The following is a 22,481-nucleotide window of genomic DNA, read 5'->3' on the forward strand; positions in this document are numbered from 1 at the left end:
GATGAGCACGGGCCATGCCCAGACCCGCCGTCTCGCGCTGTTCGGCACGCGGGGCGTGGTGAGCCGGTGCCGTGACTTCACCGAGCAGGCGCTGGCCGACTGGGGGTGGCGTGCGACCGGCCCGGAGGAGCAGTACGACGTCGTCGAGGACGTCCTGCTGCTCGTCTCCGAGCTGGTCACCAACGCGTGCCTGCACGCGGGAGGGCCCGAGGAACTGACGCTCAGCCACGTCGGGGACCGGCTGCGCATCGAGGTGGCCGACGCCGATCCCCGCCCGCCCGCGCCCAGGCCGCAGAGCGACCTCGCGCAGCCGGGCGGCCACGGCCTGATCATCCTGGAGCGGCTCGCTCAGCGCTGGGGTTCCCAGGCCCGTGGCACCGGCAAGGTGGTCTGGCTCGAGGTATGGCTCAGTCCTGGGCCGGGAGGACCGGGGCGTCGTCCATGATTCCGGCGCGCAGCCTCTGGAGGATGCGCGCGAGCAGGCGCGACACATGCATCTGCGAGATGCCCAGCCGCTCGCCGATCTCGGACTGCGTCAGCTCTTCGCGGAAGCGCAGCGACAGGATCAGCCGGTCACGCTCGTCCAGGCCCGCGATCAGCGGCTTGAGCGCCTCCAGGGAGTCGACGATGTCGAAGGCCGGGTCCTCCCTGCCGAGGCGGCGGGTGACGGAGTTCGTCGCGTCCTCGTCGTTCACCGTGGCGTCCAGGGACTGGGCCGTGTAGCCGTTGGCCGCGCACTCGCCCTCGAGCACCTCCTCCTCGCTGACGTGCAGGTACTCGGACAGCTCCGCGGTCGTCGGCCTGCGTCCCAGCTGCTGTTCCAGCAGGTCGAGCGCCTTGGCGAGGTCGATCCGCAGTTCCTGGAGCCGGCGCGGCACCCGGACGGACCAGCTCGAGTCCCGGAAGAAGCGCTTGATCTCGCCGACCACGGTCGGCAGCGCGAACGAGGCGAACTCCACCTCGCGGTCGATCTCGAACCGGTTGATCGCCTTGATCAGCCCGATCGTGCCGACCTGGATGATGTCCTCCATCGGCTCCGCGCGGCCCGCGAACCGGAGCGCCGCGAACTTCACGAGGCTCAGATTCAGCTCGACCAGTGTGTTGCGAACGTAGGAGTACTCCGGTGTGCCCTCCTCGAGGACCGCCAGCCGTTCGAACAGCGCCGTCGACAGTGCGCGGGCGTCCATCGGACTGACGGAGCGCGGGTCGGGGATCTCCGGGAGGCCGGCCGGCACGGCGTGCCCCGGCGTGCCGGGGCGGGGAGGACCGGTGGAGGCGGCCGCCGGGACCGCGGTGGGGTCCGGGACGTCTGTGCGGCGCGGCGTCTCTGCCGTACCCGGGGCCGCCGCACGGACGGATGGCTGGGTGTGCGTCGAGCTGGACATCATCGAGGCTCCTTCGACGGGGGCGGAGGCCGGCGCTGTCGGCTGCAGCGGGACCGTCGGTCGAGCTCCTTTACGTACCGATGATTCCCCTTTGTAGTGGTTTGAAGCAATCGGGCCGCTTTGAAGCGGTTCATCGGGGCACCGGTTCGGTATGGGGCAGGCACCGGAGCAGTCGCGGCTCTCCCGCACCCGCCGCTTCGCGCTGGACGGCGGACGGGGCGTGGTGGGCCGGTGCCGTGACCTGACCCGGCAGGTGCTGGACGAGTGGTTCGTCCCCGCCGGGCCCGAGGGGCGCGTCATGGTCGACGACGTGCTGCTGCTCGTCTCCGAAGTGGTCACCAATTCGTGTACGCACGGTGGCGTCCCGTCCGAGCTGAGGATCGACCGGGGCCCCGGCCGGATCTGGGTCCAGGTCAGCGACACCAGCACCGCCCGCCCCCGCCCGCACGGCCCGCACCGGCCGGCCCGCGCCTCTGGGCACGGCCTCTACCTGCTGGAACGTCTCTCCGACGAGTGGGGCTGGGCACGGCACGGGGACGGGAAGGCCGTCTGGTTCGCCGTCTCGGTCCCGCGTGACGTGGTCCCGCGCCGGGCGGGCCACCGCAGCCGCCGGACGGACGGGGCCGCCGGGGTGTCGTGACGGAGCCCGCGTGCCACAGTGGAGAAGGCCGCGGGCGACACCGCTTCGGCGGCGGGCCGCGGCGCCGTACGTCACGACAGCGCGAGGTCTGCGATGGACGCGTCCAGCAGTGCCCCCGAGCCCGCACGGGCCCGCCCTCCCGCTGGGCTGAGCGAGGAGGGGCTCAGGAAACTGCTGGCCGGGCTGACGGCCGTGCGCGACGGGGATCTCTCGGTCCGGCTGTCCTACGAATCCGGGCTGCTCGGCGAGATCGCCGCGATCTACAACGGCATGGTCGACGAACTCTCCCTCGTCACGTCCGAGGTCACCCGGGTGGCCGGGGAGGTCGGCGGGCAGGGCCTGCTCGGCGGCAAGGCCCGGGATCCGCGGGCCGGCGGGGTGTGGCGGGAGCTCACCTCCGGCGTCAACACCATGGCGGACAACCTCACCTCCCAGGTCCGCTCCATCGCCCAGGTCGCGACCGCCGTGGCCCGCGGCGACCTCACCCAGAAGATCCGGGTCGACGCACGGGGCGAGATCCTGGAGCTGAAGGAGACCATCAACACGATGGTGGACCAGCTCTCGTCGTTCGCGGAGGAGGTCTCCCGCGTCGCCCGCGAGGTCGGCACCGACGGCAACCTCGGTGGCCAGGCCAACGTCCGCGGGGTGTCCGGGACCTGGAAGGACCTCACCGACAACGTCAACGGCATGGCGAACAACCTCACCAACCAGGTCCGCAACATCGCCCAGGTCACCACGGCGGTCGCCCGCGGCGACCTCACCCGCAGGATCGACGTCGACGCCCGCGGCGAGATCCTGGAGCTGAAGACCACCATCAACACCATGGTCGACCAGCTCTCCTCCTTCGCCGCCGAGGTCACCAGAGTGGCCCGGGAGGTCGGCAGCGAAGGGCGGCTCGGCGGCCAGGCCGAGGTGGAGGGCGTCTCCGGCACCTGGAAGCGACTCACCGAGAACGTGAACGAACTCGCCGGCAACCTCACCCGACAGGTGCGCGCCATCGCCGAGGTGACCAGCGCAGTGGCGGAGGGCGACCTCACCCGCTCCATCACCGTCGAGGCCCCCGGCGAGGTCGGCGACCTCAAGGACAACATCAACGCCATGGTCGAGTCCCTGCGGGCCACCATCCGAGCCAACGAGGAGCAGGACTGGCTCAAGACCAATCTGGCCCGGGTCTCCGGCCTCATGCAGGGCACCAGGAACCTCACCACGGTCGCCGAGCTGATCATGGACGAGGTGCCGCCCCTGGTCCGCGCGCAGTACGGCGGCTTCTTCCTCGCCGAGGAGAGCGAACAGGGCACCCAACTCGTCATGATCGCCTCGTACGGCGCGCAGGACGAACGGAGCGGACAGGGCCGCCGGATCCGGCTCGGACAGTCCCTGGTGGGCCAGGCCGCCCGCAGCCGGCGCACCGTCGAGGTCCACGACCTGCCGCCCGGATACGCGACGGTCTTCTCCGGCACCGGCCGGACGGACCCCGGCCATCTGATCGTGCTGCCCGTCGTGGTCGAGGACCAGCTCCTCGGCGTCGTCGAACTCGCCGCCGTACAGCCCCTCACCGTCCTCCACCGCGACTTCCTCGACCAGCTCATCGAGTCGGTCGGCGTGAACGTCAGCTCGCTGATCGCCAACACCCGCACCGACGAACTGCTCGACCGGTCCCAGCGGCTGACCGCTGAACTCAGCGCCCGCTCCCGCGAACTCCAGGCCCGTCAGGAGGAGTTGCAGCGCTCGAACGCCGAACTGAAGGAGAAGGCGGCGCTGCTCGCCGACCGCAACCGCGACATCGAGCGCAAGAACCTCGAGATCGAACAGGCCCGGCAGGAGCTGGAGGCCCGCGCCCAGCAGCTCTCCCGCACCTCGATGTACAAGTCCGAGTTCCTGGCCAACATGAGCCACGAGCTGCGCACCCCGCTCAACAGCCTGCTCATCCTGGCGCAGCTGCTCGCCCAGAACCTCGAGGGAAACCTCACCGAGAAGCAGGTCGACTACGCCGAGGTCATCCACTCCGCCGGGTCCGACCTGCTGCAACTCATCAACGACATCCTGGACCTGTCCAAGGTCGAGGCCGGCAAGATGCCCATCCACCCGGCGGCCTTCCCGCTCAGCGGGCTCATGGAGCACGTCGAGTCCACCTTCCGGCCCGTGGCGACCGAGCGCGAGCTCACCTTCGAGGTCGTCGCCGAACCGGACGCGCCGCAGTGGCTGACCACCGACGAGGCCCGGCTCCGGCAGGTGCTGCGCAATTTGCTCTCCAACGCGCTCAAGTTCACCGACCAGGGCCGGGTCGAGCTGCGGGTCGCCGTCGCGAGCGAGGAGGAACTGCCCGCGGCCGTACGGGACTCGGGGCCCGTCGTCGCCTTCCGCGTCGCCGACACCGGCATCGGCATCCCCGCGGACCGGCTGGAGAGCATGTTCGGCGCCTTCCAGCAGGGCGACGGGACGCCGTCCCGCCATTACGGCGGCACCGGCCTCGGCCTGTCCATCAGCCGGGAGGTCGCCCTGCTGCTCGGCGGAGCGCTGGAGGCGCAGAGCACCCCCGGCCGCGGCAGCTGCTTCACCCTGTACCTGCCGGTCCACCGGCGCGGCTCCACCGAGGCGGAGCCCGATGCCATCGCCCACGGCAGGGACGACGCCGGCCGGGCGACCGGAGCGCCGGTGAAGGGCCGTACGGTCCTGGTGGTCGACGACGACACCCGGAACGTCTTCGCGCTCACCGAACTGCTGGAGAACGAGGGCGTGCGCGTCCTCCAGGCGGACAACGGCCGGACCGGGATCGACCTGGTGCGCTCCCACCACGAGATCGGTCTCGTCGTGATGGACGTGATGATGGCCGGCATGGACGGCTACGCCGCCATGGAGGCGATCAGGAAGGTGCCGCACGCCGCCGACGTGCCGATCATCGTGGTCACCGCGAAGGCGATGCCCGGGGACCGCGCCGAGGCCCTGGCCGCCGGAGCCGACGACTACGTGTCCAAGCCGGTGGACGCGGACCAGCTCGTCGCCAAGATCCGGCAGCGGCTCGACCAGGACGGCTGACCACCGCCTCTGGAGCGCGGCGTCAGTCGATACGGACCGCGATGAGACTCGTGTCGTCGTCCGTGTCCCCGGTGGCCGTGCTCAGCAGCCGGTCCACCTGCGCCTCCACCTCGCAGTCCGGGAGCCGCTCCGCCATCTGCCGCAGCGCCGCCAGCCCCTCGTCCAGGCCGTCGTGTCGCCGCTCGATCAGACCGTCCGTGTAGAGCAGGAGCGTGTCACCGGGGGCCAGCTGCGTCGTCGCCTCACCGTAGACCGGCGCGTGCACGGCGCCGAGCAGAATGTCCTGCGGCGGCTCCAGGAGCGTCGCCTTGCCGCCGCGCAGCAGCAGGATCGGCAGATGGCCCGCGCTCGCCCAGCGCAGGAGGCGTTCCCTTGGGTCGTACATCGCGCACAGCGCCGTGGCGGTGGGATGACCCGCCGTGTGCAGCGTCACCTCGTTCAGCAGTCCCATCAGACGCCCGGGGGACTGGCCGGTGAAGGCCAGGCCGCGCAGGGCGTTGCGCAGGGCGATCATGCCGGTGGCCGAGTCGATGCCGTGGCCGGCGATGTCGCCGACCGCCATCAGCACCCTCCCGTCGGGCAGCGGCAGGATGTCGTACCAGTCGCCGCCCACCCGGTACTCCTGGGCCGCCGGGCGGTAGCGGGCCGCAGCGCTCAGACCGGGCAGCCGGGCGGGCGACGGCATCTCCGGCACGATCGCCCGCTGGAGCTGGAGCACCAGCCGGTGCCGCAGCGTCGCCTGCGCCCGGACGGCCGTGAGCTGGTCGAACGTCGCCGTGAGCGCCACCTCGGTGTGGTACTCGGCCGAGATGTCCTGGTAGACACCGGTGATCCCGGACAGGGCCTCCCCGTGCAGCAGCGGCTCCGCGGCGATCCGCACATGACGCAGACCGCCGTCCTCGCGGAGCACCCGTACGACGGCGGCGGCGCCCTTGCGCCGCTCCAGCAGGTCGGTGAGGAGCTCGGCCAGGTCGCCCGAGTCGTCGGGATGCACCCGCGGCCCCAGCTCGGTGAGCGGGAACGGCGCCGCACCGCTGCCCATCCCGAAGATCGCGTACGTCTGCTCCGTCCACGTCGAGCGTCCGGTGCCCAGGTCGTCCTCGAACAGCGCCAGGCCCTGCAGCCGCCCGACGGCGCGCCCCACCGCCGTGCGGCGGTCGCTGTGCGTGTGCCACAGCACGACGGTGCGGTCAGCGCCCGCCGGCAGCACCCGCAGATCCAGCAGCGGCCCGCCGGAGCCGGCTCCGTGCTCGGAGGGCAGCCGTGCCGCCCGCTGCGGGGAGGAGGCGTAGTGCGCCCGCCGGGCCATGGCGTCGAGATCGGCGTGGATCAGCGGGAACGCGGCCTCGACCGGCCGCCCCACGGCCCGCCGGGAGCCGCCGAGCGCCTCGCCCGCCGACGCGTTGACATGCTCGACCAGCAGGGCCGAGGTGTGCGGGTCGCGCCTCAGGGTCATCGCGGGGTGGACCAGGGAGTCGAGCAGGTCGTCCAGCGCGGGCTCCTCCGAGAGCGGCGACGCCTCGGCGCCGAGCACCCGCGCCGCGACCTCGACCAGGCCCGTGAGCGCGGCTCTGAGCCGTTCGTCCAGGTCGGCGCTGTCCGGCCAGACGGTCAGCGCGAGCCCCATCGTCCGGCCCCGCAGCCGCAGCGGGAACAGTGCGCGGGCCGCGCGGTCGGACGGGCCGGGCAGCAGCTCCCCGGCCGGCGGGCCCGTCGGCAGCCACACCGGCGCGCCGTCCGCGAAGGCCGCGCGGACCGGTGCGGGAGCCGCCGGGGGGATCCAGCGCCACTGCGACGCCTCCAGGGCGCTCACCCCGGCGTGCCCGGCGAGCCGCAGACAGCCGGACCCCGTCAGCCGCCACAGCCACAGGGACTCCACGCCCAGCGGCTCCAGCCCGCCCTCGAGCAGCGTGGCCGCACCCGTGGACACGGAGTCGGCCGCCTCGGCGGCGGTGACCACCTGGCGCAGCCGGCGCTCCTCGGCATACGGCGGAAGCCCGTCACCGTGCGCCTCCTCCGCCGAGCCCGGCGGGGCGGCGGGCGCGGTGACGGTGACGGCCCCTGCGACACCGTTCACGAGGTCGGCGGCGATGTCCTCGAGACTCACGGCGCCCGACTCGGCGAGCCGGGCGAGATGCTCGCCGGCCTCCGACGGAGAGGTGCGCAGCTGCGCCGCGAGGATCCCGGTGGCCAGATCGGTCAGATGGCGGCGGGTGAGCTCCTCGCGCAGTGCGGTGTTCTCCTCGCTGAGGCGGACGATGAGCGCTCTGGGCTCGCGCTGTCCGCCGTTCGCCGGGGCGGGGCCCTGGGAAGGCATGATCAGGACCACCCCCATCTCGAGCAGTCGGGCGAACGGACCGGTGGGTGATCGCGCCCGTCAGATTTTACGCGCGCGGCCGCCGCCCGGCAGAAGCACGGAGCGGCCGGGCGCATCCGGAACACGGGCCGGCCGCGCGGAATCAGGCCGCCGCGTGCTGTTTCGCCGACTCCACCACGTTCTTGTCGAGCGCCGCGCGGACGAGACCGGCCGCCAGATGCGCCGCGTCGGAGTCGTCCGCGAGCTTCAGCAGCGTGCCGGGATCATCGCCGACCCCCAGCCGGCGGGCGCCCTGCAGAGCCTTCTCGTCCAGCAGCGGCCCGGCCTCCGGCCACACCGACTGGACCTCCCGCAGAAAAATGTCCGCCCCGGCGGGCCCGATGCCCGGGACCTCCCGCAGCAGACCGCGCAGTTCGTCCACGTCGCCGCCGGCCCGCTCCCGCATCCGGCGCAGATCGCCGCCGTACCGTTCGATCAGCAGCTCCGCCCCGTCGCCCAGCTGGGTGGCCGTGCGCTCGTCGTAACGGCGGTAGCCGCCGCGGCCGAGGGCGTCGACACGGTCCTGCCACGAGGCGTCCCGCATCGCCTGCGGGCTGCGCATCCCGGCGTCGCTCAGCTCGCGGGCGGCGGCGACCGCCACGGACGCGCGGATACGGGCGCTCAGCAGGTGGGCGAGCACCAGCAGCCGGTACAGCGGCTGCGGCGTGTCGCGGAGCTTGATCCCGGCCTCTTCCGCGTACGTGCGGCCGTGGTCGTCGAGGAGCGCGTGGAGCACCGCCCGCTGCTGCTCGTCCCCGGTCCTGCGGGGGCTCATGGCCGTTCCATCTCCCCGTACGGCCAGCGCAGCAGCGCGCCCAGACCGCCTGCCGGGGTGTCGTCGCCGGCCGGCGGCAGGCTCTGCGCCTCCGCGCCGGTCACCACGGCGGACCGAAGCAGCGCGTCGTCCGCGCGGGCCGCCGCCGGCTGCGTGTCGCCCAGGTACTGCGTCTCGGAACGGCGTACGGCCAGCTGGTCGGGCTCGGCGCCGACCCAGACCTCGCGGTGCGTGTCCGGCCCGTCGGGCCGTACGAGCAGCTCGGCGATCCGGTGCTCGCGCGCCGCCTCCACCAGGGCGGGCACGCCCTCGGCCTTCGCGTCGTGGGCGGAGCGGAACCGGTCCAGCTCCTCCTCGGCCCTGCGGAGCATGTGCTCGTGCCGGACGTTCTCCAGTTCCTCGTCGAGCAGCCGGGTCGTGGAGCCCTCGGCCCGGCCGCCGTGCTCGGACTCCACCGCGCGGCCGTGCAGGGGCTGGGGCAGCTTGTCGTGCACGGCCCGGCGCATCCGCGGATCGCCGACCAGCACGATCAGATCGGCGCGCACGTCCTTGTCACAGGCGGCGATCGCGGCCGCGACCTCACCGGCGTTCTCCTCCCAGGTGTTCTCGACGCTCTGCTGGAAGTGCCGCTCCGACCAGTCGTCCCGACCGGTCCGGTGCATCGGCCAGTCCTTGCCGTGGGCCTCGCCGGCGTCCCTGCTGCCGAGCGGCGTGCGGACCTCCAGATCGGCGCCCGTCCGGTCGATGTAGGCGACGAGACACACCGGTTCCTGGGCCGCGAGGTCGAGCAGGGGCGACACATGCGGCAGCGCGGACCACTGCGCGTCGACCGGGGTCGGCGGGCGGGTCGCCAGGGGCGGATCGAGGACCACCCGGCCGGCGGTGGCGAACACGGCCCGCCCCGCCCCGTGGGTGGGACCGGGACGTGACATCAGCGCCTCGTACACGGCGCGCCCGGTCGCGTCGTCGGCTCCCTGGCGGGCGAGGGAATCGCACACGTCACGGGCCTGGAGCTCGCGCCGTGCGGTCGTGGACTCGTTCTCCCAGCCGGTGTCGAGATGAACACTGGCCCATGGGCCGGGACGCTCATAGAGAGGGGTGAGAAACGAGAGCTGCATGACTTCCTCCCTCGGAGGCCGGGTATCGCGTCACGAGCGGGTACCCGTAAGGCCGACCACCACACGCCATGACCAGCACGACTCGGAAGGGGACGGTCGCCGTGAACGAGAACGCGAACGAGAGCGGGAGCGAGCACCGGCACAAGGGCGTCGACCCGGCGGAACTCGGCGACCAGGACCTGCTGCGGGAACTGGAGACCATCCACCGCAGCCGGCACGACACGCTGCTCTACGGTTCGGCCGCCGCCCTGCAGGCGCACAACGTGCGGATGGCGGAGCTGGAGGGCGAGTACCTGCGGCGCCATCCGGAGAGGCCCGTCGCACCGGGCCGTACCCGGGCCGGTGCGCGGTCGCGGCAGCCGTGAGCATGAGACGGGGCGAGGTCGCGGCCGTGCGCGTGAGCCGGTGCGAGGTCGCGGCCGTGCGCGTGGGAACGCGGGCCGGGGCGGGCGCGCGCCGCGCCCGCCCCGGCGACCCGCCGTGACGTCGTCGCCGTGACGTCGTCGTCGAGGACCGCTCAAAGGACCGCTCAGCGGCTCGCGCCCGCGCCGGCTCCCGCGCCGGCGAACTTGGCGAACTCCGCCGTGAACGTCTCGCAGAACGCCTCGAGATCGCCCGGCTTGCGGCTCGTGATCAGCGTGCTGCGCGCGCCGTCGTCGACCTGGACCTTCTCGTCCACCCAGTCGGCGCCCGCGTTGCGCAGATCCGTGCGCAGACTCGGCCAGGACGTCATGGTGCGGCCGCGGACCACGTCCGCCTCGATCAGCGTCCACGGCGCGTGGCAGATCGCCGCGACCGGCTTGCCCGCGTCGAAGAACGCCTTCACGAACGCGACGGCGTCCTTGTCCATCCGCAGCGCGTCGGGGTTGGCGACGCCGCCGGGCAGCACCAGGGCGCCGAACTCGTCCACCGAGGCGTCGGCGGCCACCTGGTCGACGGGGAAGGTGTCCGCCTTGTCGAGGTGGTTGAACGCCTGGACCCGGCCGGAACTCGTCGACACCAACTGCGGCTCGTCGCCGGCGTCGGTCACCGCCTGCCACGGCTCGGTGAGTTCGACCTGCTCGACCCCTTCCGGGGCCGTCAGAAACGCGACCTTCATCATCAGCTCCTTTCGTTGTTGCTCTCGGCCAGGCTGATCTCCGCCAGCGCCGAGCCGGGATCCTGGGCGGCGGCCAGATCACCGATGCTCACCACCCCGAGCGGGCGGCCGTCCTCCACCACCGGCAGCCGGCGCACCGCATGGGCGCGCATCAGCCGCACGGCCGACGCCACCGAGTCCTCAGGGGTCACGCACACGGGATCGGGGGTGCACGCCGAGGCGGCGCTGACACCGACGGGATCCGCTCCCTCGGCCACCGAGCGGAGGGTGATGTCCCGGTCCGTGAGCACGCCGACCACACGGTCGCCGTCGGCGACCAGGACGTCTCCGATGTCCAGGTCCCGCATCAGCCGGGCCGCCTCGACCAGTGAGGCGTCCGGCCGGACCGCCGCCACACCGGCCGTCATGACTTCTCTCACGATCTCTGCCATCGCTGCTCGCCTTCCAGTGGTGGTGCCTGCCGGCCCGTTCCGGGCGGCTGCCGCGCCCCGGGTACCCGGTCGACCGGCCGTGACACGGGAGAACGGCCTCTTCGGACGGCGATTTCGCGAGGCGATGTTTGGGGCGGCGGGAGGCGGGGACCCGGAGTTCGGCCGAGCGGCCATGGGATGGGAGAACGGGCCGGGCACAGAGGATCGGCGGACCTCCGTGCCCGGCCCGCCCCACGCCCCTCAGCTCATGCCGAAAGCGTCCAGGATGCGTTCGGCCGCGAGCGAGGCGGTCAACTCGCCGTCCCGCACCCGTTGTTCGAGACCGGGCGCCAGTTCCCGTACGCCGGGATGCGCGCGCAGCCGGTCCCGCAGGGTGTCGTGGACCATCGCCCACGTCCACTCGATCTGCTGCTCGCGGCGCTTGGCGTCGAGCGCGCCCGTCGCCGACAGCACCGCGCGGTGCTGCTCCAGCCGCTCCCACACCGTGTCGAGTCCGGTGCCCTCGCGGGCGCTGCACGACAGCACCGGCGGAGTCCACGCGGCGTCCGGCGGGTTCATCAGCCGCAGCGCACCGGCCAGTTCACGGGCGGCCGAGCGGGCGTCCCGCTCGTGCGGGCCGTCGGCCTTGTTGACCGCGACGACGTCGGCCAGCTCCAGCACGCCCTTCTTGATGCCCTGCAACTGGTCGCCGGTGCGGGCGAGGCTGAGCAGCAGGAACGAGTCGACCATGCCCGCCACGGCGGTCTCTGACTGGCCGACGCCGACCGTCTCGACGAGCACCACGTCGTAGCCCGCGGCCTCCATCACGACCATGGTCTCCCGCGTGGCCCTGGCGACGCCGCCCAGCGTTCCCGAGCTGGGGGAGGGGCGTACGAACGCCGCCGGGTCCACCGCCAGGCGCTCCATACGCGTCTTGTCGCCCAGGATCGAGCCGCCGGTGCGGCTGGACGACGGGTCGACGGCGAGGACCGCCACCCGGTGGCCGAGCACGGTGAGCATCGAGCCGAGCGCGTCGATGAACGTCGACTTGCCGACACCGGGCACCCCGCTGATGCCGACCCGTCGCGCGTTCCCCGCGAACGGCAGCAGCCCGGTGAGCAACCGCTGAGCGAGCACCCGGTGGTCGGGCCGGGCCGACTCCACCAGCGTGACGGCGCGGGCGATGTACGCCCGCGAACCGTCACGCACGCCCCGCACGTACGCGTCGATGTCGATCTTCGGCGGCATGGGCCTACGACTCGTGGCCGAGCGAGGCGGCCAGCGTCCGCACCAGCTCCCCGGCGGCGTCCGGGATGACCGTGCCCGGCGGGAAGACGGCCGCCGCACCGGCCGCCCGCAGCGCGGGGACGTCCTGCGGCGGGATCACACCGCCCACGACGATCATGATGTCGTCGCGTCCCTCCGCCGCCAGCTGCTCGCGCAGCGCGGGCACCAGCGTCAGATGTCCGGCGGCGAGCGACGAGACGCCGACGATGTGCACGTCCGCCTCGACGGCCTGCCGCGCCACCTCGGCCGGCGTCTGGAACAGCGGGCCGACGTCCACGTCGAAGCCGAGGTCGGCGAACGCGGTCGCGATCACCTTCTGGCCGCGGTCGTGCCCGTCCTGCCCCATCTTGGCGACCAGGATGCGCGGCCGGCGGCCCTCGTCCCGCTCGAACGCGTCGACCAGGGCACGGGTCTCGTCCACCGCCGGCGACATGCCTGCCTCGTTCCTGTACACGCCGGAGATCGTACGGATCTGGCCGGAGTGCCTGCCGTACACCTTCTCCAGGGCGTCGGAGATCTCACCGACGGTCGCCATGGCACGGGCCGCGTCCACGGCCAGCGCCAGCAGATTGCCCTCCAGACCGCCACCCCCCGCCGGCCCGGCCTCGGCCGCCGCCGTCAGGGCGCGCAGCGCGTCCTGGCAGGCGGCCTCGTCGCGCTCCGCGCGCAGCCGCCGCAGCTTCTCGATCTGCTGGGCGCGCACCTGGGAGTTGTCGACGCCGCGCACCTCGATCTGCTCGTCGGTCTCCACCCGGTACTTGTTCACCCCGATCACCGGCTGCCGGCCGGAGTCGATACGGGCCTGGGTGCGGGCCGCGGCCTCCTCCACCCGCAGCTTGGGGATGCCGGCGTCGATGGCCTTCGCCATGCCGCCCGCGGCCTCGATCTCCTCGATGTGCTGCCAGGCCCGCCGGGCGAGGTCGTACGTCAGCTTCTCCACGTACGCGCTGCCGCCCCACGGGTCGATGACCCGGCAGGTGCCCGACTCCTGCTGGAGCAGCAGCTGGGTGTTGCGGGCGATCCGGGCGGAGAAGTCGGTCGGCAGCGCCAGGGCCTCGTCGAGCGCGTTGGTGTGCAGCGACTGGGTGTGGCCCTGCGTCGCGGCCATCGCCTCTACACAGGTGCGGGTGACGTTGTTGAAGACGTCCTGCGCGGTGAGCGACCACCCGGAGGTCTGCGAATGGGTGCGCAGCGACAGGGACTTGGGGTTCTTCGGGTCGAAGCCCTTCACCAGCTTCGCCCACAGCAGCCGCGCCGCCCGCAGCTTGGCGATCTCCATGAAGAAGTTCATGCCGATCGCCCAGAAGAACGACAGCCGGGGCGCGAACGAGTCCACGTCCATCCCGGCCGCGACGCCCGCCCGCAGATACTCCATGCCGTCGGCCAGCGTGTACGCCAGCTCCAGGTCGGCCGTGGCCCCGGCCTCCTGGATGTGGTAGCCGGAGATGGAGATCGAGTTGTAGCGCGGCATCTTCCGCGAGGTGTACGCGAAGATGTCGGAGATGATCCGCATCGAGGGGCCGGGCGGATAGATGTAGGTGTTGCGGACCATGAACTCCTTGAGGATGTCGTTCTGGATGGTCCCCGCCAGCTTTTCCGGCGGTACGCCCTGCTCCTCCGCGGCCACGATGTACAGCGCGAGCACCGGAAGCACCGCGCCGTTCATCGTCATCGACACGCTCATGCGGTCCAGCGGGATGCCGTCGAACAGCTGCCGCATGTCGTAGATCGAGTCGATGGCCACACCGGCCATGCCGACGTCGCCGGTCACCCGCGGGTGGTCGCTGTCGTACCCGCGGTGCGTCGGCAGGTCGAAGGCGACCGACAGGCCCTTCTGGCCGGCCGCGAGATTGCGCCGGTAGAAGGCGTTCGACTCCTCTGCCGTGGAGAACCCGGCGTACTGGCGGATCGTCCAGGGCTGGTTGACGTACATCGTCGGGTACGGGCCGCGCAGATACGGGGCCACGCCCGGATACGTCCCGAGGAAGTCGACGTCCGTCAGATCCCCGTCCGTGTACAGGGGTTTGACCGCGATGCCCTCCGGCGTCTCCCACACCAGCTCACCGGGGTCCTTGCCGGTGGCCGCACCGACTGCCGCCTGCCACTGCCGCTGGTCGGCGGTCCCCGCGGCGGCGGGCCCCAGCTCGATCCCCGTGAAGTCCGGGACGCCCATCACACCACTCCGATCCGGTCGAGGGCCCCGGCGAGCACGGCGACCGCGTCGCCGCCCGCGACGACGAACTCGTCGACACCGGCCCTCTCGTACGTCTCACGCTGTTCGCCGGGCCGCCCGGCGAGATACACCCGCCGCGCGCCGGCCGCCTTCAGGGCCGCGGCCACCCCGGCGGCCTGCTCCGCGTAGAGCGCGTCGCTGGAGCAGAGGCATGCCACGGCGGCGCCGCTCGCCGTGAACGCCGCGGCGGCCGATGCCGCGTCGACGCTCACCGGGTCCTGCACCGGCTCGATGCCGCCCGCCTGGAACAGGTTGGCCGCGAAACCCGCCCGCGCGGTGTGCGCGGCGGCCGGGCCGAGCGCCGCGAGGAACACCCTGGGCCGGGCCCCCGTCGCCGCCAGATGCGCGTCGGAGCGGGCCCGCAGCGCCTCGAACGCCTCGTCGCGACGCACCACGGGAAGGCCGCCGGCGGGCCGCCCGGGAGCCGGGTCGCGCTCCACCGCCGCCTGCTCCAGCAGCGGGAACTCGCTGACGCCGGTGACCGGTTCACGGCGGGTGGCCAGCCTGCCGCGGCGAACCTCCCACGCGGCGCCGATCCGCTCCCCGACCAGGCCGTCGCGCAGGGCGGCGGCCTGGCCGCCGGCCCGCTCGATCTCCTGGAACCAGGCCCAGGCCGCCTGCGCGAGCTCCTCGGTGAGCTGTTCCACGTACCAGGAGCCGCCCGCCGGGTCCACGACCCGGCCCAGATGCGACTCCTCGACCAGGATCGTCGACGTGTTGCGGGCGATGCGGCGCGCGAACGCGTCCGGCAGGCCCAGCGCGTGGTCGAACGGCAGCACGGTCACCGCGTCGGCTCCGCCGACGCCCGCGGCCAGCGAGGCGACCGTCGTGCGCAGCATGTTCACCCACGGATCGCGCCGCGCCATCATCACCGTCGACGTCACCGCGTGCTGGCGCTGCGCCCCGGCCGGGCCGGCCGCACCGCACACCTCGGCCACCCGCGACCACAGCCGCCGTGCCGCCCGTAGCTTGGCGATCGTCAGGAACTGGTCGGCGGTGGCCGCGTACCGGAACTCCAGCTGCCCGCAGGCCGCCTCAGCGTCCAGTCCCGCGCCGGTCAGCTCACGCAGCCACAGGACGCCGGTCGCCAGCGAGCAGCCCAGCTCCTGGGCGGCGCTCGCCCCGGCCTCGTGGTACGGGAGCGCGTCGACGCTGATGGCCCGCAGATTCGGGTACGACCGGTGGCACAGGGCGGCGAGTTCGGCCGCCGTGGCGGTACCGTCCTCGATGTCCGCATGGCGGCCGGTGCGCGCGGCATGGCCGAGCGGGTCCGCGCCGAGACGGCCGAGCGCCGCCTCGGGGGCCACGCCCCGCTTCTCGTACAGGCCGAGCAGTTCGCGCGCCGCCGCGTCGAAGGCGCCGCCCGCGTCGAGCACCACGGGAGCCAGGTCCAGATGGACGCCGTCCAGCGCCGTTCCCAGGTCCGCCACGGGTACGCCGGCCTCGCCGACGGCCAGCCACACCGAGGCGGCGCCGTTCTCCAGGTCGGCGAGCACCGCCTCGTTCGTACGGGCCGCGTCCGGCTGCTCGTGGCGCTGGCGCACGTCCCAGCCCGCCACGCCGCCGCCGTGCGGGGTGCCGCCGCGGGTGAAGGGCGCGAAACCCGGGAAACCGGCAGGGTGCGCGCCGTCGCCGGCCGTGTAGAGCGGACGGGTGGTGATCCCGTCCTCCAGGGCCGTGGACAGCGCGTCCTCGGCCGCCGGCCCCGCCGCGTCCCTGCCTGCCTTGCGCAGCACGCCTTCGACCAGGCGCCGCCACTGCTCGTGGTCGGCATCCGGGAATTCGGCGGCCAGTGAGAACCCGTCATCGGGAAGGACCGTCATGCCACGGATCGTAGTCAGCCACCGAGAGTCACAGCAGCGCGGAGAGCTGTGACTTTGCCCTCCCCGGCTGCTCTTGATCGACTGGCCGCCGTGCCCTATCCGGAACCCGTCTCCGAGGGCCGTGCCCCGGTCCCGCCATGCATGTCCCTACCTCGGGCGGGTACCCGGAATCGGACCATCCGACCTACAGAGACAGGTGAGACACATGGGTCTTGGCGGATGCATCATCCTGATCGCCGCCGGAGCGATCCTCACGTTCGCGACCGACTGGGAGGTGCAGGGCGCCAACCTCGACGTCATCGGGCTGATCCTGATGGCCGTCGGCATCATCGGCGTCGCGACCTTCACCAGCATCGCCCGGCGCAGGCGCGTGGTCGTGCCGCCCTCCACGCCGGTCGTCGAGGACCCCCACCGCCGCACCTACGAGTGACGCGGCCGGGCCCTTGGCCGCTGGTTTGGGCGACCGGGGCCACGGGCACCCGGGACCCGCGCTCGACGTGCACATTCCGTATCCATCCCCGAGTTCGCGGACGGAGCCGATCGTGAGCCGTTCCCGAGTCGTGGTCGTCGGAGCCGGGTTCGCCGGCTTCCAGGCGGCGCGCACGCTCAGCCGGACCCTGCGGGACAAGGCAGAGGTGGTCCTGCTCAACCCGACCGACTACTTCCTCTACCTCCCGCTGCTTCCGCAGGTGGCGGCCGGAATCCTCGAACCGCGCCGGGTCACGGTGTCCCTGCCCGGCGCACTGCCCCGGGTCCGCCTGGTGCTCGGCCAGGCCACCGGGATCGACCTGGCCGGCCGGCAGGTCCACTACGAAGGACCCGAGGGCGGCACGGGCCGGCTCCCGTACGACCGGCTCGTCCTGGCGGTCGGCAGCGTGAACAAACTGCTGCCCGTGCCCGGCATCACCGAACACGCCCACGGCTTCCGCGGCCTGCCGGAAGCGCTCTACCTGAGGGACCACCTCACCCGCCAGATGGAACTCTCCGCCTCGGCGGACAGCGCCGCGGAACGCACCGCCCGGCGGACCTTCGTCGTCGTCGGAGCGGGCTACACCGGAACCGAAGTCGCCGCCCAGGGCGCGCTGTTCACCCGGGCACTGGCCGACCGGCAGCGCGCCGGGCACATCGGCGTCCGGCCGCGCTGGATCCTGGTCGACATCGCGGACCGGGTGCTGCCCGAACTGGACAGCAGGCTCTCCGACACCGCGGACCGGGTGCTGCGCGAACGGGGCGTCGAGATCCGCACCAACACCTCCGTCAAGGAGGCCACGGCCACTGGGGCCCTGCTCGACGACGGCGACGACATCGCCACCCACACCCTGGTCTGGTGCGTGGGCGTGCGCCCCGACCCCCTCGTCTCCGACATGGGGCTGCCGGTCGAGCGCGGCCGGCTGGTCGTCGACTCCCGGCTCACCGTCCCCGGCCACCCCGAAGTCTTCGCGTGCGGTGACGCCGCCGCGGTCCCCGACGTCACCCGGCCCGGCGAGTACACGCCGATGACCGCGCAGCACGCCTCGCGGCAGGGCAGGACGGCCGGCCACAACGTCGCCGCGTCGCTCGGCCGCGGCACCCCCCGCGCCTACTCGCACCACGACCGCGGCTTCGCCGTCGACCTCGGCGGCGTCAAGGCCGCCGCGAACCCCTTCGGCGTGGCGCTGTCCGGACCTCTCGCGGGTGCCGTCACCCGCGGCTACCACCTCGCGGCGATGCCCGGGAACCGGGTGCGCGTCGCCGCCGACTGGGTGCTGGACGCCGTACTGCCGCGGCAGGCGGTCCAACTGGGACTCGTGCGTTCGGGCTCGGTCCCGCTGGACACCGCCTCGCCCGAGCTGGCCCGGGTCCCGAGCACCCCCTCCAAGGAGAGTTGAGATGCACGACGAACAACTCGCCGAGCTGGCACAGCAGTTGCGCGTCGACGCGGTACGCGCCGCCGACGCGGCGGGCTCCGGCCACCCCACCTCTTCCATGTCCGCGGCCGAACTCGGCGCCGTACTGCTGGCCCGCCATCTGCGCTACGACTTCGACCGGCCGGAGCAGGCCGGCAACGACCGCCTCGTGTTCTCCAAGGGCCACGCCTCACCGCTGCTGTACGCGATGTACCTCGCGGCGGGAGCCATCGACGACGAGGAGCTGCTCACCTTCCGCAAGAAGGGCAGCCGCCTCGAAGGCCACCCCACGCCGCGGCTGCCCTGGGTCGACGTCGCCACCGGATCGCTGGGGCAGGGACTGCCCGTCGGCGTCGGCATGGCGCTCGCCGGCAAGCGGCTGGACGACATCCCCTACCGCGTGTGGGTGCTCTCCGGTGACAGCGAGATGGCGGAGGGCTCCGTCTGGGAGGCCGTCGAGCACGCCTCGTACGAAGGGCTGGACAATCTGACCCTGCTCCTCGACGTGAACCGGCTCGGCCAGCGCGGCCCCACCCGCTTCGGCTGGGACCTCGACGCCTACGCCCGCCGGCTGCGGGCCCACGGCTGGCACACCGTGGAGACCGACGGACACGACGTCAGGGCCGTCGACGACGCACTCGCCGAGGCCGCGGCCACCGTGGGCCTCCCCACCGCCGTGATCGCCCGCACGGAGAAGGGCCGCGGGGTGGGCGCCGTGCAGGACCAGGAGGGCAAGCACGGCAAGCCGCTGCCCGACGCCGAGGAGGCGATCGCCGAACTCGGCGGGCGCCGCACCGCCCGTATCGAGGTCCGGACGCCGCCCGCCGCCCGTGTGCAGCACGCCCGCCGCAGCGGCGGACTGACCCTGCCCACGTACGACAAGGGCGACGAGGTCGCCACTCGCACCGCGTACGGCGAGGCGCTGACCGCCCTCGGCGCGGCGCGCACGGACGTCGTGGCGCTCGACGCGGAGGTCGGCGACTCGACCCGCGCGGAGTTCTTCGCCAAGGAGTACCCCGACCGGTACTTCCAGTGCTACATCGCCGAACAGCAGCTGGTCGCCGCGGCGGTGGGCATGCACGTCCGGGGCTACGTCCCCTTCGCGTCCACCTTCGCCGCGTTCCTGACCCGGGCCCACGACTTCGTACGGATGGCGGCCGTCAGCCGCGCCTCCATCAACCTCGTCGGCTCCCACGCGGGCGTCGCCATCGGCCAGGACGGACCGTCCCAGATGGGCCTCGAGGACCTGGCGATGTTCCGGTCCGTGCCCGGCAGCACCGTCCTCTACCCGTGCGACGGCAACCAGACCGCCCGGCTCGTGGCCGCCATGTGCGACCTGCCGAACATCAGCTATCTGCGCACCAGCCGCTCCGACATGCCGGTCCTCTACGGCCCCGACGAGGACTTCCCCGTCGGCGGCTCCAAGGTCCTGCGCTCCTCCCACCGCGACCGGGTCTGCGTCGTCGCCGCGGGCGTCACCGTCCACGAGGCGCTGGCCGCCGCCACCCTGCTGGAACGCGAAGGCATCCCGGTGCGGGTCCTCGACCTGTACTCGGTCAAGCCGGTCGACGGCGGCACCCTGCAACAGGCGGCCGACGACACCGGCTGCCTGCTGACCGTGGAGGACCACCGGACCGAGGGCGGCATCGGCGACGCGGTGGCCGAGGCGTTCTCCGACGGGCGGCCCATGCCACGGCTGGTACGACTGGGGGTCAGCAACGTCCCCGCCTCCGCCGCCCCCGAGGAGCAGCTGCACGCCTCCGGCATCGACGCCGAGTCGATCGCGGCGGCCGTACGCCTGCTCGTCGCGGAAGCCATGGTGCGCCCGTGACGGACCGCGGAAGCCGTGGCGGTGCGCCCGGGAAGGAGGAGCGGACGCACCCGGTCCGCGCGGGCGGACGCACCGTCCGCATCCAGCGGCCCGACAAACTGCTCTTCCCGGACGACGGCATCACCAAGGCCGGCCTCGCCGACTACTACCGGGCGGTCGCATCCCACATGCTGCCCCATCTGCGCGACCGGCCGCTGATGCTCGAACGGCATCCCGACGGCATCGACAGGCCCCGCTTCATGCAGAAGAACACGCCGGACAGCTACCCCGACTGGGTGCGCAGGGTGGAGGTCCGGAAGGCGGACGGCACCGTCTGCCACACCGTGTGCGACAACACGGCCACCCTGATGCACCTCGTCGACCAGGCGTGCATCACCTTCCACCGCTGGCAGTCACGCGTGCGCAGCCTGGAGAAGCCCGACCGGCTGGTGTTCGACCTGGACCCCTCGGGCGGCTCGGCGGAGGACTTCGGGAACGTACGCCGGGCCGCACGGCAGCTCGGGGAGCTCCTCGACGACCTGCGCCTCACGTCCGTGCTGATGACCACCGGCTCGCGGGGACTCCATGTGATCGTCCCGCTCGCCGGGGACACGGACTTCGACGCGACCCGTTCCTTCGCCCAGGAGGTCGCGGACACCCTCGCCGAGCGCGACCCCGACCGGCTGACCACCGCGGCGCGCAAACAGGCCCGCGGCGACCGCCTCTATCTCGACGTGCAGCGCAACGGGTACGCCCAGACGGCGGTGGTCCCCTACTCGGTGCGCGCCAGGCCCGGCGCACCGGTCGCCACGCCCATCAGCTCGGAACAGCTCGCGGACCCTGATCTCGGCCCGCGCCGCTGGACCGTCGCCGACGCGCTCGACCAGGCCCGTACCGCCCCGTGGGGCGACGCGCTCGGCGGCCGGCGGGCACTGGGCCCGGCCGGCCGCCGGCTGGCCGCCCTGCGTTAGGAGCGGCCTCTCGATCGCCGTCTACCACCTGTACCAGCGGGAACGCCCGCCACCTGCCGCCGTCCCGCGCAGGACGAATCCCAGCAGCCAGATCACCAGCACGGCCAGAGCGATCCACCAAAGGACCTTGACCGCGAATCCGGCACCGAAAAGAACGACGGCGAGAAGAAGAACGAGCAGGATAGGAACCATTGTCTGCACCTCCATTACGGCGGGTGCCCGCATTTTCCTGCCGCACACTGTCCGATGTGAATGGAGTCTCAGGGTGATGGACCGGATCAGGAGAAATGGTGACGGAAAGGGAAATGGCGGTCCCGGCCGCGACGAGACGGAGGAGGAAAGGGCCGACCGGAAGTGGGCCGACCTCATCCAGGAATTGAGGGTGGCGCAGACCGGTGTGCAGATCCTCTTCGGATTCCTCTTGACCGTCGCGTTTCAGCCACGCTTCGAGCAGTTGTCCCAGACGGACCAGACGATCTACTCCGTGACCGTGATTCTGGGCGCGGCGACCACCGGGGTGCTCGTCGGACCGGTCGCCTTCCACCGGATGCTCACCGGCCGGCGGCTCAAGGCGGAGACCGTGGCCTGGGCGTCCCGCCTCACCATGCTGGGGCTGGTGCTGCTGCTGTGCACCATGGCGTGCGCGCTGCTGCTGATCCTCCGCGTCGTCCTCGACGACACCATCGCGCTGTGGCTGGTCGCCGCCATGGTGGTGTGGTTCGTGGTGTGCTGGTTCGTTCTGCCCGCCTGGACCCGCGCCACCCGCCGTGGCCTGGACTGACGTTTTTTCAGCCCTCCAATCCGCGAAAGCCCCGGGCGGGTTGCGAAGCCGTGCCGCCCTGGCGGTACCGTGCGCGCACCGCCTGACCGAACGACGCGGTAATCGTGGAGGAATCAGTGACTGAGAACAGAAGAACGTGGCGGCGTGCCGGAGCGCTCATAGCCGTCGCGTCGGCCGGCGCACTCGGCGTCGGCCTTTCGGCCGCACCGGCATTCGCGCACACGCCGGTGTGGTCGGTGACCTGTGACCAGGTCAGCGTCGACCTCACGGCGTACAGTCCCACCGAGGACAACACCGTGACCATCACGGTGGACGGCAAGGACCTGCTGCCGGAGAAGACCTTCAAGAAGGAATTCCACGACGAACTGGAACTCCCGGCGCACGACAAGGAAGTCACCGTCCGCCTGATCGTCGAGGCCGGTGACGGGGACCAGTTCTCCCGCGACGAGACCAAGACCGCGCCGGTCTGCGAGGACGACACCCCGAGCCCGTCGCCGTCGACGACGCCCCCCTCGACGCCTCCCGCGCCGACCCCGAGCGTGTCCTCGCCCGCCCCCGGCGACACGCCGAGCACCACCGCGCCCGCGGCGCCGCCCGCCGCGCCGAGCACCACCGCACCCGGCGGCGGCCTGGCCGAGACCGGAGGCTCCGGCGCCACCCCGCTGATCGCCGGTGCGGCGGCCGCCGTGATCCTGGCCGGCGGCGGCATCATGTGGGCCGCGCGCAAGCGCCGTAGCCCCCAGCACTGACGCTCACGCCGATGTGACACGAGGAGCGGGCGGGCCGTACGCGGCCCGCCCGCCCTTGCGCTGTCCCGTCCTTGCGCCGCCCTGGTGCCGTCACGGCCTTGCGCCTCCCGTCCTGCTGCCCC

Annotated in this window: 20 protein-coding genes; 10 read left to right on the forward strand and 10 right to left on the reverse strand. The window is 72.7% G+C overall.

What is annotated here, in order from left to right:
• The first annotated feature begins 1 nt into the window (after position 1).
• Positions 2 to 445, forward strand: coding sequence for an ATP-binding protein (locus ACFYOP_RS12710; RefSeq protein ID WP_356896163.1), 444 nt, complete (start codon positions 2 to 4; stop codon positions 443 to 445).
• On the opposite strand, the gene ACFYOP_RS12715 is transcribed toward ACFYOP_RS12710, so the two are convergent.
• A complete protein-coding gene (locus ACFYOP_RS12715) occupies positions 408 to 1,388 on the reverse strand; it encodes a SigB/SigF/SigG family RNA polymerase sigma factor (RefSeq protein WP_388451427.1) in 981 nt (326 codons plus the stop codon). The two genes, ACFYOP_RS12710 and ACFYOP_RS12715, sit on opposite strands and share 38 nt — an antisense overlap.
• Before the next feature lie 148 nt (positions 1,389 to 1,536).
• On the opposite strand from ACFYOP_RS12715, the gene ACFYOP_RS12720 reads away from it, so the two are divergent.
• Together ACFYOP_RS12720 and ACFYOP_RS12725 are read left to right on the forward strand one after the other, a co-directional pair.
• Positions 1,537 to 2,025 carry an ATP-binding protein gene (locus ACFYOP_RS12720; RefSeq protein WP_356896165.1) on the forward strand — a complete coding sequence of 163 codons (489 nt, stop codon included), beginning with the start codon at positions 1,537 to 1,539 and terminating at the stop codon, positions 2,023 to 2,025.
• Between the two features lie 93 nt (positions 2,026 to 2,118).
• On the forward strand, positions 2,119 to 5,061 hold the full coding sequence (locus tag ACFYOP_RS12725) for a HAMP domain-containing protein (RefSeq protein WP_356896167.1): 2,943 nt from the start codon (positions 2,119 to 2,121) through the stop codon (positions 5,059 to 5,061).
• Positions 5,062 to 5,083: 22 nt separating this feature from the next.
• Here ACFYOP_RS12725 and ACFYOP_RS12730 read toward each other — a convergent pair whose 3' ends face one another.
• From ACFYOP_RS12730 to ACFYOP_RS12740, 3 genes are all read right to left on the reverse strand, one after another.
• Positions 5,084 to 7,378: a SpoIIE family protein phosphatase gene (locus ACFYOP_RS12730; protein WP_356896169.1), complete on the reverse strand. Its 2,295-nt coding sequence runs from the start codon at positions 7,376 to 7,378 to the stop codon at positions 5,084 to 5,086.
• A gap of 142 nt (positions 7,379 to 7,520) precedes the next feature.
• Positions 7,521 to 8,192 carry an endonuclease gene (locus ACFYOP_RS12735; protein ID WP_356896171.1) on the reverse strand — a complete coding sequence of 224 codons (672 nt, stop codon included), beginning with the start codon at positions 8,190 to 8,192 and terminating at the stop codon, positions 7,521 to 7,523.
• Positions 8,189 to 9,310 carry a Vms1/Ankzf1 family peptidyl-tRNA hydrolase gene (locus ACFYOP_RS12740; protein ID WP_356896173.1) on the reverse strand — a complete coding sequence of 374 codons (1,122 nt, stop codon included), beginning with the start codon at positions 9,308 to 9,310 and terminating at the stop codon, positions 8,189 to 8,191. The genes ACFYOP_RS12735 and ACFYOP_RS12740 overlap by 4 nt, the downstream gene beginning before the upstream one ends.
• A gap of 68 nt (positions 9,311 to 9,378) precedes the next feature.
• Between ACFYOP_RS12740 and ACFYOP_RS12745 the strand changes: the two genes are divergently transcribed.
• On the forward strand, positions 9,379 to 9,675 hold the full coding sequence (locus tag ACFYOP_RS12745) for a DUF6158 family protein (protein ID WP_356896175.1): 297 nt from the start codon (positions 9,379 to 9,381) through the stop codon (positions 9,673 to 9,675).
• 164 nt (positions 9,676 to 9,839) lie between these two features.
• On the opposite strand, the gene ACFYOP_RS12750 is transcribed toward ACFYOP_RS12745, so the two are convergent.
• The 5 genes from ACFYOP_RS12750 to ACFYOP_RS12770 all read right to left on the reverse strand — a co-directional run bounded on the left by ACFYOP_RS12750 (position 9,840) and on the right by ACFYOP_RS12770 (position 16,162).
• On the reverse strand, positions 9,840 to 10,409 hold the full coding sequence (locus ACFYOP_RS12750; protein WP_356896177.1) for a type 1 glutamine amidotransferase domain-containing protein: 570 nt from the start codon (positions 10,407 to 10,409) through the stop codon (positions 9,840 to 9,842).
• A 2-nt stretch (positions 10,410 to 10,411) separates the two neighbouring features.
• On the reverse strand, positions 10,412 to 10,840 hold the full coding sequence (locus ACFYOP_RS12755; RefSeq protein ID WP_356896179.1) for a CBS domain-containing protein: 429 nt from the start codon (positions 10,838 to 10,840) through the stop codon (positions 10,412 to 10,414).
• 240 nt (positions 10,841 to 11,080) lie between these two features.
• Complete coding sequence (gene meaB, locus ACFYOP_RS12760; protein WP_356896181.1) at positions 11,081 to 12,067, reverse strand: methylmalonyl Co-A mutase-associated GTPase MeaB; 987 nt, start codon at positions 12,065 to 12,067, stop codon at positions 11,081 to 11,083.
• Between the two features lie 4 nt (positions 12,068 to 12,071).
• Entirely contained in the window at positions 12,072 to 14,279 is a 2,208-nt protein-coding gene (gene scpA / locus ACFYOP_RS12765) for a methylmalonyl-CoA mutase (protein WP_356896183.1), read from the reverse strand.
• Entirely contained in the window at positions 14,279 to 16,162 is a 1,884-nt protein-coding gene (locus tag ACFYOP_RS12770; RefSeq protein WP_356896185.1) for a methylmalonyl-CoA mutase family protein, read from the reverse strand. The genes scpA and ACFYOP_RS12770 overlap by 1 nt, the downstream gene beginning before the upstream one ends.
• A 205-nt stretch (positions 16,163 to 16,367) precedes the next feature.
• Here ACFYOP_RS12770 and ACFYOP_RS12775 point away from each other — a divergent pair, with 205 nt between their 5' ends.
• From ACFYOP_RS12775 to ligD, 4 genes are all read left to right on the forward strand, one after another.
• On the forward strand, positions 16,368 to 16,592 hold the full coding sequence (locus tag ACFYOP_RS12775; RefSeq protein WP_356896187.1) for a DUF6458 family protein: 225 nt from the start codon (positions 16,368 to 16,370) through the stop codon (positions 16,590 to 16,592).
• Between the two features lie 112 nt (positions 16,593 to 16,704).
• Positions 16,705 to 18,030, forward strand: a complete 1,326-nt coding sequence (locus ACFYOP_RS12780; RefSeq protein WP_356896189.1) for an NAD(P)/FAD-dependent oxidoreductase — start codon at positions 16,705 to 16,707, stop codon at positions 18,028 to 18,030.
• 1 nt (position 18,031) lies between these two features.
• Positions 18,032 to 19,879 (forward strand): transketolase, encoded by a 1,848-nt coding sequence (locus ACFYOP_RS12785; RefSeq protein ID WP_356896191.1) that lies wholly within the window; start codon positions 18,032 to 18,034, stop codon positions 19,877 to 19,879.
• A complete protein-coding gene (ligD, locus tag ACFYOP_RS12790; protein ID WP_356896193.1) occupies positions 19,876 to 20,829 on the forward strand; it encodes a non-homologous end-joining DNA ligase in 954 nt (317 codons plus the stop codon). The genes ACFYOP_RS12785 and ligD overlap by 4 nt, the downstream gene beginning before the upstream one ends.
• A gap of 21 nt (positions 20,830 to 20,850) precedes the next feature.
• Here the strand turns inward: ligD and ACFYOP_RS12795 are convergent, their stop codons facing one another.
• Positions 20,851 to 21,021 carry a hydrophobic protein gene (locus ACFYOP_RS12795; RefSeq protein ID WP_356896195.1) on the reverse strand — a complete coding sequence of 57 codons (171 nt, stop codon included), beginning with the start codon at positions 21,019 to 21,021 and terminating at the stop codon, positions 20,851 to 20,853.
• A gap of 76 nt (positions 21,022 to 21,097) precedes the next feature.
• On the opposite strand from ACFYOP_RS12795, the gene ACFYOP_RS12800 reads away from it, so the two are divergent.
• Together ACFYOP_RS12800 and ACFYOP_RS12805 are read left to right on the forward strand one after the other, a co-directional pair.
• Positions 21,098 to 21,610 carry a DUF6328 family protein gene (locus ACFYOP_RS12800; RefSeq protein ID WP_356896197.1) on the forward strand — a complete coding sequence of 171 codons (513 nt, stop codon included), beginning with the start codon at positions 21,098 to 21,100 and terminating at the stop codon, positions 21,608 to 21,610.
• 116 nt (positions 21,611 to 21,726) lie between these two features.
• Positions 21,727 to 22,359: an LAETG motif-containing sortase-dependent surface protein gene (locus ACFYOP_RS12805; protein ID WP_356896199.1), complete on the forward strand. Its 633-nt coding sequence runs from the start codon at positions 21,727 to 21,729 to the stop codon at positions 22,357 to 22,359.
• Positions 22,360 to 22,481: the final 122 nt, after the last annotated feature.

The organism is Streptomyces sp. NPDC006294, from assembly GCF_042870895.1.
In the GTDB taxonomy this organism is placed as follows: Bacteria; Actinomycetota; Actinomycetes; order Streptomycetales; family Streptomycetaceae; genus Streptomyces.

Coding starts and splice junctions, on each gene's coding strand:
- ACFYOP_RS12715 (WP_388451427.1), bottom strand. CDS start 1,388: ATGATGTCCAGCTCGACGCACACCCAGCCATCCGTCCGTGCGGCGGCC.
- ACFYOP_RS12800 (WP_356896197.1), top strand. CDS start 21,098: ATGGACCGGATCAGGAGAAATGGTGACGGAAAGGGAAATGGCGGTCCC.
- ACFYOP_RS12750 (WP_356896177.1), bottom strand. CDS start 10,409: ATGAAGGTCGCGTTTCTGACGGCCCCGGAAGGGGTCGAGCAGGTCGAA.
- ACFYOP_RS12710 (WP_356896163.1), top strand. CDS start 2: ATGAGCACGGGCCATGCCCAGACCCGCCGTCTCGCGCTGTTCGGCACG.
- ACFYOP_RS12785 (WP_356896191.1), top strand. CDS start 18,032: ATGCACGACGAACAACTCGCCGAGCTGGCACAGCAGTTGCGCGTCGAC.
- ACFYOP_RS12720 (WP_356896165.1), top strand. CDS start 1,537: ATGGGGCAGGCACCGGAGCAGTCGCGGCTCTCCCGCACCCGCCGCTTC.
- ACFYOP_RS12730 (WP_356896169.1), bottom strand. CDS start 7,378: ATGCCTTCCCAGGGCCCCGCCCCGGCGAACGGCGGACAGCGCGAGCCC.
- ACFYOP_RS12755 (WP_356896179.1), bottom strand. CDS start 10,840: ATGGCAGAGATCGTGAGAGAAGTCATGACGGCCGGTGTGGCGGCGGTC.
- scpA (WP_356896183.1), bottom strand. CDS start 14,279: ATGGGCGTCCCGGACTTCACGGGGATCGAGCTGGGGCCCGCCGCCGCG.
- ACFYOP_RS12740 (WP_356896173.1), bottom strand. CDS start 9,310: ATGCAGCTCTCGTTTCTCACCCCTCTCTATGAGCGTCCCGGCCCATGG.
- ACFYOP_RS12725 (WP_356896167.1), top strand. CDS start 2,119: ATGGACGCGTCCAGCAGTGCCCCCGAGCCCGCACGGGCCCGCCCTCCC.
- ACFYOP_RS12770 (WP_356896185.1), bottom strand. CDS start 16,162: ATGACGGTCCTTCCCGATGACGGGTTCTCACTGGCCGCCGAATTCCCG.
- ACFYOP_RS12775 (WP_356896187.1), top strand. CDS start 16,368: ATGGGTCTTGGCGGATGCATCATCCTGATCGCCGCCGGAGCGATCCTC.
- ACFYOP_RS12735 (WP_356896171.1), bottom strand. CDS start 8,192: ATGAGCCCCCGCAGGACCGGGGACGAGCAGCAGCGGGCGGTGCTCCAC.
- ACFYOP_RS12795 (WP_356896195.1), bottom strand. CDS start 21,021: ATGGTTCCTATCCTGCTCGTTCTTCTTCTCGCCGTCGTTCTTTTCGGT.
- ACFYOP_RS12745 (WP_356896175.1), top strand. CDS start 9,379: ATGACCAGCACGACTCGGAAGGGGACGGTCGCCGTGAACGAGAACGCG.
- meaB (WP_356896181.1), bottom strand. CDS start 12,067: ATGCCGCCGAAGATCGACATCGACGCGTACGTGCGGGGCGTGCGTGAC.